The organism is Streptomyces bullii (genome assembly GCF_042657145.1).
GTDB lineage: Bacteria > Actinomycetota > Actinomycetes > Streptomycetales > Streptomycetaceae > Streptomyces > Streptomyces bullii.
Window position 1 is genome coordinate 526,989 of sequence record NZ_JBHSNY010000003.1, and the last position, 13,559, is coordinate 540,547.

Genomic DNA, 13,559 nt, shown 5'->3' on the forward strand with positions numbered 1-13,559 from the left:
TCCCTCCTGCTCAGTGATCCTGTTCGAGGATCCCCGACTGTGCGATGAGATATCCGAGTTGGGCCCGGCTGCCGCTGCCCAGGGCCGACGCCAGCTTGGCGATGTGGGCGCGGCAGGTGCGTACGTTCATGCCGAGGCGGCGGGCGATGGCCTCGTCGACGTGGCCCTCGACGAGGAGCTTGGCGATGGAGTGCTGGATCTCCGTGATGCCGCCGGAGGCCGCTTCGTACGGGGTGCCGGTGTTCAGCGGCACCGCGCGGTCCCACAGGTACTCGAAGAACTTGATGAGATAGCGGACCAGGCCGGGGTGGCGCAGCTCCAGGGCGACCTGCTGGTCGTCGCGGGCGGGGATGAAGGCGACGGCCTCGTCGCAGATGATCAGTCGCTCCACCAGCTCGTCTATGGTGCGGTACTCCGCCTTGCCGTCGGACAGCCGGGCGGCGTAGGCCAGTTGCTCCGGGTTGTAGCGGGCGGTGTGCTGGTAGACGGTGCGGATGCGCACACCGCGTTCGATGAGCGGCTTGTCGCGCTCCAGCCCTCGCAGCAGGCTGCGTTCGGACATGCGGTCGCTCGGCTGGAGGGTGAGGACCTCGGTCCGGCACTGGGCGGTGGCCATGTTGAGTGCGGCGTTGATGCGTTCGCCGCCTTCCAGCACGGTGATGGAGTCGCTGGTCGTCGCGATCTGGGTACCCAGGGCCATGAAGGGCTGGAAGGTCTCCGCCAGGTCGATGGCCAGGCGCCGGCGCTCGGCGATCTCGTGTTCCAGGGGGTTGAGTTGCCGGGACAGGGCGACGACCGGGGGCACGGGGCGCAGCCAGTCGGGATCGTCCGGGTCGGGGTGCAGAAGGGCGAACTCGATCAGGCAGGGTGCCGGCTCCACTTCCGCGCGGGGGATGCGTCCCGTGCGCAGAGCGGCGGCGTACAGACGGCTGCCCTCCTCGCACCACTCGGTCATCGCATGGGGATGTGTCGCTTTCGTTTGATTCGTTGCCAAATCTCCACCCCCCAGGGTCCTGAACATGCAGGAACATGATGCATCGATTGTGTGGCCATGACGTGCCCGAATGAGCCATCGTCGTACCCGACGGGGGAAAAGGGGACCTTCAAGTGAGGACGAAGCCGACTATGCGTAACAGAATGCTTCGCTCGGTGCTTGTCGCCGCCTTCTCCGCCGTTGTGGCCCTCGGCGCGCTGAGTGGCTTCTCCGATGCGAAGGATGATGTTCGGGCGAACACCAGCTGGCCGTCGGTGGCTCAGACCACCTACGGCGTCAACAACACCAGCTGGCCGAGCTCCGGGGCTGCTGGATCCGGGAGCTGACGTGACCACTCCACCCGACGACCGCTCCTTCCGTCGTGAGATGGCCACGGCATACCGGTCCGGCTGGCACTTCATCGACCTGGTCACCGCCATCCCCCACAGCGGTGACTCGCTGATGGTGACCGTGTTCGGTGAGCCGGTCGTCGTCACGCGCGACGAGGACGGAGACGTGCGGGCGTACCGGTGTCTGCGGCGGCCTCGGGGGGCGCCACAGCCTGTGCGGTGTGCCATCCGGTACGGAATGATCTTTGTGAACCTGGACCAGCGAGACCATCAGCAGGTGGAGTCCCGCTCCCCTGTGCCTCGGACCATCTCGGCCACCCCCCGCAGTGCCTGACGCGATTCCCCCGTCGTAACAGATCGCTCAGGTGCTTCCCCCCGCAGCGGCGTCACCGTGACCTGAACACGGTGACGCCGCTGCAGTTTTCCGGGACATTTCGCGACATACGCGCTGTCGCGCCGGGCTTTGCCGTGGCCGGAAATAATCGATCTTCGGTACGGAATTCCGCGGCGCTCTCATCCCCGGCCCATCGCGCGCGTCAGCCGGATCTCGATGACCACGCGGTCCGGGTTCGGCGACGGCCGTCGCCCGTAGCGCTCCGCGTACCGCCGTTCCGCCTCCGCCACCGGCTCGGGCTCGGACCGGACGAAGGCCCGGCCCTCCAGGGTCGCCCACCGCCGGCCGTCCACCTGGCACACGGCCACCGGCATGCCCTCCGGCCCGGCGGCGAGCACATGGCCCACCTTCGCGCTCGCCTTGTGCGCGATGACTCGGGCCAGCCGCGCCCCGGGGTCGTACGTCACCCCGACGGGCACGACGTGCGGCGTGCCGTCCGGGCGCAGGGTCGTCAGCGTGCACAGGTGCCGCTCCTGCCAGAAGGTGAGGTACGGCGCGTCGGGTGCGCCGGGGTCCTGGGGGTACGTGGCCATGGGTCCGGAACTTAGTCGCCGTACACCTCCCACACCGACCTTGAGTGGAATAGACTCAACTTTGTGGACGTTGCTCTAGTCAGTGCGGACGACGGCTGACGCAAGGAGGAGACAGGGAACGTGGACGCCGAGCTGACCAACCGGAGCCGGGACGCGATCAACGCGGCCAGCAACCGTGCCGTGACCGAGGGGCACCCGGACCTCACCCCCGCCCACCTGCTCCTCGCTCTGCTCCAGGGGCAGGACAACGAGAACATCACCGACCTGCTCGTCGCGGTCGAGGCCGACCTGGCCGCCGTACGCTCCGGTGCGGAGAAGATCCTGGCCGGGCTGCCGAGCGTGACCGGGTCCACCGTCGCGCCCCCGCAGCCGAACCGCGAGATGCTCGCCGTCGTCGCGGACGCGCAGGCGCGGGCCAAGGAGCTGGGCGACGAGTACCTCTCCACCGAGCACCTGCTGCTCGGCATCGCCGCGAAGGGCGGTGCCACAGGCGAGGTGCTGGAGCGGCAGGGGGCCAGTGCGAAGAAGCTTCAGGAGGCCTTCGAGAAGGCGAGGGGAGGACGCCGGGTGACCACCCCCGACCCCGAGGGCCAGTACAAGGCCCTGGAGAAGTTCGGGACCGACTTCACCGCCGCGGCCCGCGAGGGCAAGCTCGACCCCGTCATCGGACGGGACCAGGAGATCCGGCGCGTGGTGCAGGTGCTGTCCCGCCGTACGAAGAACAACCCCGTGCTCATCGGTGAGCCCGGCGTCGGCAAGACCGCCGTCGTCGAGGGGCTCGCCCAGCGGATCATCAAGGGCGACGTGCCCGAGTCGCTGAAGAACAAGCGGCTCGTCGCGCTCGACATCGGCGCGATGGTCGCGGGCGCCAAGTACCGGGGTGAGTTCGAGGAGCGGCTGAAGACCGTCCTCGCCGAGATCAAGGACTCCGACGGGCAGATCATCACCTTCATCGACGAGCTGCACACCGTCGTCGGCGCCGGCGCCGGCGGCGACTCCGCCATGGACGCGGGCAACATGCTCAAGCCGATGCTGGCGCGCGGCGAGCTGCGCATGATCGGCGCGACGACCCTGGACGAGTACCGCGAGCGGATCGAGAAGGACCCGGCGCTGGAGCGCCGCTTCCAGCAGGTCTTCGTCGGCGAGCCGACCGTCGAGGACACCATCGCGATCCTGCGCGGCCTCAAGGGCCGCTACGAGGCCCACCACAAGGTGCAGATCGCGGACTCCGCGCTGGTGGCGGCGGCCACGCTGTCCGACCGGTACATCACCTCCCGCTTCCTGCCCGACAAGGCGATCGACCTGGTCGACGAGTCGGCCTCCCGGCTGCGCATGGAGATCGACTCCTCGCCCGTCGAGATCGACGAGCTGCAGCGTGCCGTCGACCGGCTGAAGATGGAGGAGCTGGCGCTGAGCCGGGAGACCGACGAGGCCTCCCGCGAACGCCTGGAGAAGCTGCGCCGCGACCTCGCCGACAAGGAGGAGGAGCTGCGCGGGCTCAACGCCCGCTGGGAGAAGGAGAAGCAGTCCCTCAACCGGGTCGGTGAGCTGAAGGAGAAGCTGGACGAGCTGCGCGGCCAGGCCGAACGCGCCCAGCGCGACGGCGACTTCGACACGGCGTCCAAGCTCCTGTACGGCGAGATCCCCGCCCTGGAGAAGGAGTTGGAGGCAGCCTCCGAGGCCGAGGAGGAGGTCGCCAAGGACACCATGGTCAAGGAGGAGGTCGGCCCCGACGACATCGCGGACGTCGTCGCCTCCTGGACCGGCATCCCCGCCGGCCGCCTGCTGGAGGGCGAGACGCAGAAGCTGCTGCGCATGGAGGACGAGATCGGCAGGCGCCTCATCGGCCAGAGCGAGGCGGTCCGCGCGGTCTCGGACGCCGTACGCCGCTCCCGCGCGGGCATCTCCGACCCCGACCGGCCCACCGGATCCTTCCTCTTCCTCGGCCCGACGGGCGTCGGCAAGACCGAACTGGCCAAGGCGCTCGCCGACTTCCTCTTCGACGACGAGCGGGCGATGGTCCGCATCGACATGTCGGAGTACAGCGAGAAGCACAGCGTGGCCCGGCTGGTGGGTGCCCCGCCCGGATACGTCGGCTACGAGGAGGGCGGCCAGCTGACCGAGGCGGTCCGCCGCCGCCCGTACTCCGTGGTCCTGCTGGACGAGGTGGAGAAGGCCCACCCCGAGGTCTTCGACATCCTGCTCCAGGTGCTCGACGACGGCCGGCTGACCGACGGGCAGGGCCGCACGGTCGACTTCCGCAACACGATCCTGGTGCTGACCTCGAACCTGGGCAGCCAGTTCCTGGTCGACCCCCTCACCAGTGAGGTGGAGAAGAAGGAACAGGTCCTGGAGGTGGTCCGCGCCTCCTTCAAGCCGGAGTTCCTCAACCGGCTGGACGACCTGGTGGTGTTCTCGGCGCTGACCAAGCCCGAGCTGGAGCGCATCGCCAAGCTCCAGATCGACCGCCTGGCCAAGCGGCTCGCCGAGCGGCGCCTCACCCTGGACGTCACACCGGAGGCCCTGGCCTGGCTCGCGGAGGAGGGCATGGACCCGGCGTACGGCGCGCGCCCGCTGCGACGCCTCGTCCAGTCCGCCATCGGCGACCGCCTCGCCAAGGAGATCCTCTCCGGCGACGTCCGCGACGGCGACACGGTCCGCGTGGACCGCTTCGGCGACGAACTCCTCGTGGGCCCGGCAACGACCAAGACCCTCTGACCACCCACCGGCCCGCCCCGCCAAACCCTGGTGGGGCGGGCCGTCGCGTGTCACGCGGTGGTTCCGTGAACGGGCCTCACTCGCGCGGCAGGCCCAGCGTGTGGTGCGGATCGGGACCGAGATCGGTGTCCCGAGATCGGTGTCCTCGTCGGCGCTGGACGTCTCGGATGCGGTGGAGTGTCCGGACGGGGTCGTGCCGACCGGGTGCGGATGTCGGGCGTGGCGGGGAAGGTGGCTCGATCACCCGGGTACGCCCGGTGCGGGCCGGGTGCCAACGGGCGGCTGGGCCCGCGGGGCCGGGGGGGTGTCCGCGCGGGCACATGCTCGGGCTGTGCGAGGTGCGGGACGGCCCGCTCGCTGCTCGCGGGGAAGGCCCCGCGTGCGGTCCGTGATGTAGGCCGGCGTTGTCGTCGGCCTCGGACGTCTGCCGGGACGACGGGCCGTCTGGGCAGGTCTGCCGCCGGGTGCGGATGTCGGTTGTGTGGCATCCGGAAGGCCGCGCGCCACCCCTGGGTGTGCCGGGCGCGGGCCGGGTGCCTGCGGGCGGTTCGGCGCGTCGCCCCCCTGTGCCCGGCTCGGCGCGTCGGGGCGCTGGGTGGGGGCGTGGAACGCCTTCTCGGGGTCTGCACGGGCGGGGCGGCGGCCCGCATCGCGCGCGACAGGCCCGCCGCGTGTGGGTTCGGTGTGAGCGCCTCCGGGTACTCCGAGCGAGGGCCGGGGGCCCGTCGGCGGCGGGCTCCGCCGGGGTGACAGTCGCGCCGGGGCGGGCCGGGTGCCCGGGCCCGCGGTGCGCGGCATCGCCATCTCCGCGTCACCGGAAGGTCGGCGTCCGTCCCCCGACCGGCCGGATCATGTCAGCCGAGGGCTGACAGGGGCTGTCGGGGGTTGCGACCCCCCTCCCCGCATGGGGGAGGATGGCGGGATCCGTACGAAGGGAAAATCACGGTGAGCATCGACCCGTCCTCGATTCCGAACTTCGGGGGCCAGCCCGAGCCGCAGCCCCAAGGACCGGCGGGCCCCGTCGTCCCGGATCAGGACCTCGTGAAGCAGCTCCTCGACCAGATGGAGCTCAAGTACGTCGTCGACGACGAGGGAGACCTCGCGGCGCCGTGGGAGCAGTTCCGCACCTACTTCATGTTCCGCGGCGAGGGTGACCAGCAGGTCTTCTCGGTGCGCACGTTCTACGACCGGCCGCACCAGATCGACGAGAAGCCGCAGCTGCTGGAGTCCATCGACGACTGGAACCGCCGGACCCTGTGGCCCAAGGTCTACAGCCACACCCACGACGACGGCACGGTCCGCCTGATCGGCGAGGCCCAGATGCTGATCGGCATGGGCGTGAGCCTGGAGCACTTCGTCTCCTCGACGGTCAGCTGGGTGCGGGCGGCCATCGAGTTCGACAAGTGGCTCGTCGAGCAGCTCGGCCTGGAGCAGGAGATCAACGAAGCGGAGAAGCCCGAGGACGACGAGTAGGCCCGAGCGGCCCCGTCACATCGGCGTGCCGACGCGTACGACCAGGTACGCGCCGTACGCGGAGCGGAGCCCGGCCCGGACGCCGACCACCACCGGTCGCGTCCCGGACCGGGCTCTTGCCTGTGTGATCAGCCCGCCGACGCCTTCAGGCGTCGCACGGCCTCCTCCAGCACACCGGTCCGCTTGCAGAACGCGAACCGCACGAACGGGGCGCCCGCCTCCCGGTGGTCGTAGAACACCGCGTTGGGGATGGCGACCACCCCGGCCCGCTCCGGCAGCGAGCGGCAGAAGGAGACGCCGTCCGTCTCGCCCAGCGGGCGGATGTCGGTGGTGACGAAGTACGTGCCCGCCGGGCGGAACACCCGGAACCCCGCCTCCTCCAGGCCCGCCGCCAGCAGGTCCCGCTTGGCCAGCATGTCCGCGCGGAACGCCTCGAAGTAGGTGTCCGGAAGGGCCAGCGCCTCGGCCACCGCGTACTGGAACGGGCCCGACGACACGTACGTCAGGTACTGCTTCGCCGAGCGGACCGCCGTGACCAGCCCGGGGGAGGCCGTGATCCAGCCGACCTTCCACCCCGTGAACGAGAACGTCTTTCCGCTGCTGGAGATGGTGACCGTCCGCTCGCGCATCCCCGGGAAGGCCGCCAGCGGCACGTGCTCGGCGTCGTCGAAGACCAGATGCTCGTACACCTCGTCCGTCACCACCAGCAGGTCCCGCTCCACGGCGAGCTCGGCGATCGCGGTCAGCTCCTGGCGGCTCAGGACCGTGCCCGTCGGATTGTGCGGGGTGTTGATCAGCAGCAGCCGGGTGCGGTCGGTGACGGCGTCGCGCAGTTCGTCGAGGTCCAGGCGGAAGCTCCCGCCGTCCGGCCGCAGCGTGACCGGCACCCGCTTCCCGCCCGCCATCGCGATGCAGGCGGCGTACGAGTCGTAGTACGGCTCGAAGGCGATCACCTCGTCGCCCGGCTCCAGCAGGGCCAGCAGCGCGGCGGCGATGGCCTCGGTGGCGCCGGCGGTGACGAGGACCTCCGTGTCGGGGTCGTAGGACAGGCCGTAGCGCCGCTGCTGGTGCGCGGCGACGGCGGTACGCAGCTCGGGGACGCCGGGGCCCGGCGGGTACTGGTTGCCGCGGCCGTCGCGCAGGGCCCGCACGGCCGCCTCCCTGACCTCCTCGGGGCCGTCGGTGTCGGGGAAGCCCTGGCCGAGGTTGATGGACCCGGTCCGCAGGGCCAGGGCGGACATCTCGGCGAAGATCGTCGTCCCGAACTCGGCGAGCCGGCGGTTCAGGAGGGGGCGCGCGCTGGAGGTCATGACGTGCATCCTGCGCCGAAGCTCTGGAGTTCCTCAACTCTGCTTTGGGCCGCGACAGGGCGGGGCATCTCCCGGTCACGCACGGAGCGAGGCGCCCACGGGGGGCTGCTTCGGGGGAACTTCGGGGGAACGAAAGGAGGGTGACGCCATGGTCATCGGCATCATCCTGGCAGTGATCGGCGTGCTGTTCGTCGCGGCGTTCGTGTCGCTCGCCCGCAGGGGCGGCGGCCGTACGCGGCCGGCGCGCGGCCGGACGTCCGTGGCCTCCAGCCGGCGGGACAGCGGTGACAACAGCTGGTGGGCCGGCGGGTCGGCCGCCGGCTCGTCCGGCGGCGACGGAGGGGGTCACTCCTGCGGGGGCGGCTCGTCCTGCGGGGGCGGGTCGTCCTGCGGGGGCGGATGCGGCGGCGGAGGCAGCTGACACGGGGCAGCAGGCCTCCGAACGGGAGACCGCATCCACCCAGCGGGGCTCGCACCTGGGGCGAGCCCCGCTTCCCGTTCCAGGAGCGCGCGGTTGGTTTCCGGGGGGTATGGGGCGGGGCGGGTGCGCTCGGCTCGGGGTGCGGGGACGGGAGGGCGCGCGGTCGTTGTCCGGGGTGTGCGGGGCGGGGCGGGGCGGGCGCGGTCGTCGTCCGGGGTGTGCGGAGTGGGGAAGGGCGCGGTCCTGGGCGGGGCGCGCGCCGGGCAGGACGTGCGCCGGCGCCCGCTTCGGTGTTCCGGCGTACGCCGTCGTTGAACAGGTGAGCAGTGGAGCCCCCTGAGGGATGGAAACCCCACGAAGTTGGGTAAAGACGCTGTGTCGGCGCCACAGTTCATGATTCCCTCTAAAACGCCAACGTCAGCGCCTCGGACGTCCTTCGGACACCTTCCTGACCGTGCCGACTGGGCTGAACGGGCCGGATCCCCGGTGTGGCCGGGGTGCGGACCCACACCTTCCTCTTCTTGTGTGCTTGCGGAGCCGATCCATGCTCACGACCCTGAACACCCCTTACACCGACACGCGTGCGGCCGACCTCGCCTGGGCACTGGGACGCGAGCCGCTTCCCGCGCTGGCCACGCTGGATCTCGAACTGACCGGCGTCAAACTGCAGTTGAGACTCCTCGGCGCGTCCCACCAGATCCTGATGGAGGACGAGCGGGCCACCTGCTCGGAGACGGTGGCGTGCATGCCGGGCAGCAGCACGCCCCTGCCGCTGGGCGTCGCCAAGCGCGTCGGCGACTGGGAGTACCAGTTCGCGGCACGGGTCGAGGTCCTCTCGCCCGGCTCGTTCGCGGGCCGCGCCCAGGAGCTGCTGGCCCTCGTCTCCGACCACCCGCACGGCCTCGCCGGCGTCTTCCCGGGCAGCCCCTACGCCTTCACGGCGCTGCTGGCCCAGCGCCACGAGGGACATGTCCACTGGCGGACCTGGCACGCCTACCCGCAGGACGGGCAGTTGGTGGCGACCCGCACCAGGGTCGGTGTGCGGGTGCCCGCGGCGCTGTGAGCGACGGCCCCTGCTCATACCAATATCGGGCAGGTGTAAACAAGCACCACACGTGTGGGTGACGAACCGCACCGGAGGCGTCACGTAACGTCGCAGCGTGATCGAACCGCACGCGCCCGCCCCGCCCGGCTCCCCGCCGTCCTGGGGCGGCCCAGGCGGCCCCATCGCTCCGGCGCTGCTGCCCGTCCGGCCGGGCACCGGACGGTTCCTGGTCCTCGTGTGCGTCTTCGTCTGCGCGGCCTGCGGACTGGTGTACGAGCTCGAACTCGTCGCGCTCGCCACGTACTTGATGGGCGACTCGGTCACCCAGGCATCGGTCGTGCTGTCCGTCATGGTCTTCGCGATGGGCCTCGGCTCCCTCGCCGCGAAACGGCTGCGCTGGCACGCCGCCGCCGGGTTCGGCGCCGTCGAGGCCGCCCTCGCCCTCGTCGGCGGCTGCAGCGCGATGGCCCTGTACGCCGTCTTCGCCTGGACCGGCGACTGGGGCGGCGCGTGGACGCTCGGCCCCCGCTGTCTCCTGGTCGCCTTCTCCCTCGCCACCGGCCTGCTCATCGGTGCCGAGGTGCCGCTGCTGATGGAGCTGATCCAGCGCATCCGCCGCCAGGACGCGGGCGGCGCGGTGGCCGATCTGTCCGCGGCGGACTACGTCGGCGGCCTGGTCGGCGGCCTCGCCTTTCCCTTCCTCCTGCTGCCGTTCCTCGGCCAGCTGACCGGGGCCCTGCTCACCGGTGCCGTCAACACGGTCGTCGGCGGCGCCCTGGTCCTCGGCCTGTTCCGCCGCGACCTGACCCCCCGGGCCCGCTGGCTGCTGCTGGTCGCCAACGCCGCCGTGCTCGCCGTCCTCGCCTCGGCCGCCGTCCTCGTCGACGACTTCGAACGGGCCGCCCGGCACGCCGTCTACGGCGAGGACGTGCGCGTGGCCCTGAAGACCGACATCCAGGAAGTGGTCCTGACCGGCGGCACGCACGGGCGTCCCCTCGCCCTGTTCCTCGACGGCCGGCTCCGGGTCAGCGGCAGCGACGAACGCCGTTACCACGAGGCGCTCGTCCACCCCGCGATGGCCGGGCGGCACGCGCACGTGCTCGTCCTGGGCGGCGGCGACGGCCTCGCCGTCCGCGAGGTGCTGCGGCACCCGGGCGTGCACCGCGTCGACGTCGTCGAACTCGACGCGGGCGTGGTCCGCTTGGCCCGCCGCGATCCGGCGCTGGCCCGGCTCAACGGGCACGCCCTCGACGACCCACGCGTGCGCGTGGCGACCGCGGACGCCTTCGGCTGGCTGCGGGCGGCGCCCCCGGCGGCGTACGACGTGGTGGTCTCAGACCTGCCGGACCCGGGCATCACCGCGAGCACCAAGCTGTACTCGCAGGAGTTCTACGGTCTGGCGCGGCGCGTCCTGGCGCCCGGCGGCCGGCTCGTCGTGCACGCCGGTCCGCTCTCCAGCCGCCCCCGGGTGTTCTGGACGGTGGAGTCGACCCTGCGCGCGGCCGGCTTCCGCACCGCCCCGTACCGCGCGGGCGGCCGGCACACCGGCTCCGCCTCCGGCCCCGACCGCACCCCCGCCTCCCGCTCGCCCCGCGACTGGGGATACGTGCTGGCCGCCCGCACGTCCCCCGAACTGCGCCTTGCCCCCGACGGCCCCCGGCCGCGCACCCTCACGGTCGCGTCCCTCGCGGCGGGCGCCGACACCGCCGCCCGCACCCGCGTCCCGGACCTGCCCCCGTCCTCCCTGGTGCACCCGCGCTACGCCGACTGACCCCTGCTGTGGCCGCCGCCCGCCCGGCCGGGAACGGAACGGCCCGCAGCGCAACGGCCGGGAGCGCAACGGCAGGCCCCCTCGGTGACACGGATGCGTGGTCACTTTCGGTCGGCGGGGGTGCGAGGAGCCGTCGGCTGGGTAGGCTCCCTCGACATGGAGCACGAGGTGTTCGTTCCGGTTGCGGCCGAGCGGCTCAGGGAAGTGCTGGACGACCCCGCGCGGGTCGCCCGGGCCGTTCCCGGGCTCCAGCAGGATGCCGGGGCCGATCCCGTCGCCGGACGGCTGAAGGTGCGGATCGGCGGCCACTCCATCACCTACCGGGGCTCCGTCCGGCTGTCCGGGCGGGACGACGGGGCGTACGCCGTCGAGGGCGACGCGACGGAGGCCCGGGGCACCGGCTCCGTCAAGCTCGCACTGCGGCTGCGCCTGCGGGACGCGGAGGGCGGCACGGCCCTGGCGTTCGAGGGGACGGCCGACGCCGACGGCCGGATCACGCAGTTCCCGGCGGAGACGGTGGCGGCGGCCGCGGGCCGGCTCCTGAACCGCTTCGCGGAGAACCTGGCCGCGGCCGTCGAGGAGACTGCCCCCGAGCCGGAGCCCGAGCCGGAGGCGGACCAGTACCTCGCCCCGGGGGAGTTCGAGCCGCGCGCGACCGACGACTTCGAGACCACCCCGGACGCCGACGACAGTCCGGTTCCCGTCACCGAGACCCCCTCCACTGCCTCCGCCGATGTCTCCCCGTCCTCCCTCGACCCCGCCACCGAGGACGAGGACGAGGACGAGAACGACGACGACCCGGGAAGTGGCGAGTCACCCGTGGCCGAGGCGGCACATGCCCGGCGGACGATGATCGGGCGCAGTGCCGAGGAGGTGGACCACGCCCCGCCGCGCGGGCGTTACGCCCCCGTGCCAACACCCCAGACCGTCTCGCCGCCCACGCCCCTGCGGTGGGCGGCCCCCGCGGCGGCCCTGGCCCTGGCGTCGGCGGTCGTGGCGGTCCGGGCGCTGCGCAGGCGCCGGTAGGGACCGGGACGCCGCGAGGCGAGGGCCTCTTGATCACCCCAGTAGGGTCATGGCGTGAGTAACGAAGACATCACGCTGACCGCGGGTGACGCGGAGGTGACCGTGCAGCCGGGCAACGGCGGCCGGGTCGGAGGGCTGCGTCTCGGCGGGGTGGAACTGCTCCGCCAGGGGAAACGGTTCGGCTGCTTCCCGATGGTGCCCTGGTGCGGCCGCATCCGCGAGGGCCGTTTCCGGGACGGCGCCGCCGTCCACCAGATGCCGCTGAACGCCCCGCCGCACGCCATCCACGGCACCGTCCGCGACGCCGCCTGGCGCACCGCACGCAGGAGCGCCGACGAGGCCGTCCTCACCTACGACCTCGTCGACCCCTGGCCCTGCCCGGGCCGCGTCACCCAGGTCCTGACCCTCGCCGAGGACGCCTTGACGCTCACCATGTCCGTGGAGACGTACGCCTCGTCCTTCCCGGCGCAGATCGGCTGGCACCCGTGGTTCAACCGGAACCTGGGTGCGCAGGACGTACGGATCGACTTCGCACCCGCCTGGCAGGAGGAGCGCGGCGACGACCACCTGCCGACCGGCAACCGGATCGACCCCAAGCCCGGCCCCTGGGACGACTGCTTCGGGATGCCGGACGGCGTCGACGTCACGCTCACCTGGCCGGGACAGCTGGAGCTGAGGGTGACCAGCCCCGAGCAGTGGGTCGTGCTCTACGACGAGCAGGCCGAGGCCGTGTGCGTGGAGCCGCAGACCGGCCCGCCCGACGGGCTCAACACCCTCCCGCGCCTGGTCACGCCCCTGGAGCCGCTGGAGGCCACCACGACCTGGACCTGGCGGCGCCTGTAGGGCCGTCTAGTCTGGCTGGCATGAGTGACGTACGCGGCGCGCTGCTGCAGCAGATCAAGGACAAGGCCGTGGTGCACGGCAAGGTGACCCTGTCGTCGGGTCTGGAGGCCGACTACTACGTCGACCTGCGCCGCATCACCCTGGACGGCGAGGCCGCCCCGCTGGTCGGGCAGGCGCTGCTGGACCTGACCGCCGACCTGGACTTCGACGCGGTCGGAGGGCTGACCATGGGCGCCGACCCGGTGGCCGCCGCCATGCTGCACGCGGCCGCCGCGCGCGGCCGGCGCCTGGACGCGTTCGTCGTCCGCAAGGCCGCCAAGGCGCACGGGCTGCAGCGGCGCGTCGAGGGGCCGGACATCAAGGGCCGCCGCGTGCTGGTGGTCGAGGACACCTCCACCACCGGTGGTTCCCCGCTCACCGCCGTGGAGGCCGTGCGGGAGGCCGGCGCCGAGGTCGTGGCCGTCGCGACCATCGTGGACCGGGCGACCGGTGCCGCCGAGAAGATCCAGGAGGGCGCCGGGGTGCCGTACCTGTTCGCGTACTCGAAGGACGAGCTCGGCCTCGACTGACCGGAGCGTGACCAGGGCGTGGACGGCGGGATGGACCATCCGGCCAAGTCTGGAAAGATGGGGCCGACGATGACGTCGCCCCCATAGGTCTAGGTCAGGGCCGTACACGCAGAACGCCAACCGCACATACAAG

At 72.0% G+C, this 13,559-nt stretch carries 12 protein-coding genes; 9 read left to right on the forward strand and 3 right to left on the reverse strand.

Annotated elements, in window-relative coordinates; translation table 11 throughout:
• Positions 1-10: 10 nt before the first annotated feature.
• Complete coding sequence (locus ACFPZJ_RS10360) at positions 11-955, reverse strand: helix-turn-helix transcriptional regulator (RefSeq protein ID WP_381019788.1); 945 nt, start codon at positions 953-955, stop codon at positions 11-13.
• A gap of 366 nt (positions 956-1,321) precedes the next feature.
• Between ACFPZJ_RS10360 and ACFPZJ_RS10365 the strand changes: the two genes are divergently transcribed.
• Positions 1,322-1,657, forward strand: a complete 336-nt coding sequence (locus tag ACFPZJ_RS10365; RefSeq protein ID WP_381019790.1) for a hypothetical protein — start codon at positions 1,322-1,324, stop codon at positions 1,655-1,657.
• Between the two features lie 179 nt (positions 1,658-1,836).
• Here the strand turns inward: ACFPZJ_RS10365 and ACFPZJ_RS10370 are convergent, their stop codons facing one another.
• A complete protein-coding gene (locus ACFPZJ_RS10370) occupies positions 1,837-2,250 on the reverse strand; it encodes a pyridoxamine 5'-phosphate oxidase family protein (RefSeq protein WP_381019792.1) in 414 nt (137 codons plus the stop codon).
• A gap of 120 nt (positions 2,251-2,370) precedes the next feature.
• Here ACFPZJ_RS10370 and clpB point away from each other — a divergent pair, with 120 nt between their 5' ends.
• Together clpB and ACFPZJ_RS10380 are read left to right on the forward strand one after the other, a co-directional pair.
• Entirely contained in the window at positions 2,371-4,968 is a 2,598-nt protein-coding gene (gene clpB / locus ACFPZJ_RS10375) for an ATP-dependent chaperone ClpB (protein ID WP_381019794.1), read from the forward strand.
• A gap of 945 nt (positions 4,969-5,913) precedes the next feature.
• Positions 5,914-6,441, forward strand: coding sequence for a YbjN domain-containing protein (locus ACFPZJ_RS10380; RefSeq protein WP_381019796.1), 528 nt, complete (start codon positions 5,914-5,916; stop codon positions 6,439-6,441).
• A 128-nt stretch (positions 6,442-6,569) separates the two neighbouring features.
• Here ACFPZJ_RS10380 and ACFPZJ_RS10385 read toward each other — a convergent pair whose 3' ends face one another.
• Positions 6,570-7,760 carry a pyridoxal phosphate-dependent aminotransferase gene (locus ACFPZJ_RS10385; RefSeq protein ID WP_381019798.1) on the reverse strand — a complete coding sequence of 397 codons (1,191 nt, stop codon included), beginning with the start codon at positions 7,758-7,760 and terminating at the stop codon, positions 6,570-6,572.
• Between the two features lie 139 nt (positions 7,761-7,899).
• Between ACFPZJ_RS10385 and ACFPZJ_RS10390 the strand changes: the two genes are divergently transcribed.
• From ACFPZJ_RS10390 to pyrE, 6 genes are all read left to right on the forward strand, one after another.
• The gene (locus ACFPZJ_RS10390; protein WP_381019800.1) at positions 7,900-8,172 is read left to right on the forward strand and encodes a hypothetical protein; all 273 of its coding nucleotides are present in this window, start codon (positions 7,900-7,902) and stop codon (positions 8,170-8,172) included.
• 544 nt (positions 8,173-8,716) lie between these two features.
• Positions 8,717-9,235, forward strand: coding sequence for a DUF2617 family protein (locus tag ACFPZJ_RS10395; RefSeq protein ID WP_381019802.1), 519 nt, complete (start codon positions 8,717-8,719; stop codon positions 9,233-9,235).
• Positions 9,236-9,332: 97 nt separating this feature from the next.
• Positions 9,333-10,988: a polyamine aminopropyltransferase gene (locus ACFPZJ_RS10400; protein ID WP_381019804.1), complete on the forward strand. Its 1,656-nt coding sequence runs from the start codon at positions 9,333-9,335 to the stop codon at positions 10,986-10,988.
• A gap of 156 nt (positions 10,989-11,144) precedes the next feature.
• Positions 11,145-12,014, forward strand: coding sequence for an SRPBCC domain-containing protein (locus ACFPZJ_RS10405; protein WP_381019806.1), 870 nt, complete (start codon positions 11,145-11,147; stop codon positions 12,012-12,014).
• 54 nt (positions 12,015-12,068) lie between these two features.
• Positions 12,069-12,857, forward strand: coding sequence for an aldose epimerase family protein (locus tag ACFPZJ_RS10410; protein ID WP_381019808.1), 789 nt, complete (start codon positions 12,069-12,071; stop codon positions 12,855-12,857).
• A gap of 20 nt (positions 12,858-12,877) precedes the next feature.
• Positions 12,878-13,426, forward strand: a complete 549-nt coding sequence (gene pyrE, locus ACFPZJ_RS10415; protein ID WP_381019809.1) for an orotate phosphoribosyltransferase — start codon at positions 12,878-12,880, stop codon at positions 13,424-13,426.
• Positions 13,427-13,559 lie beyond the last annotated feature (133 nt).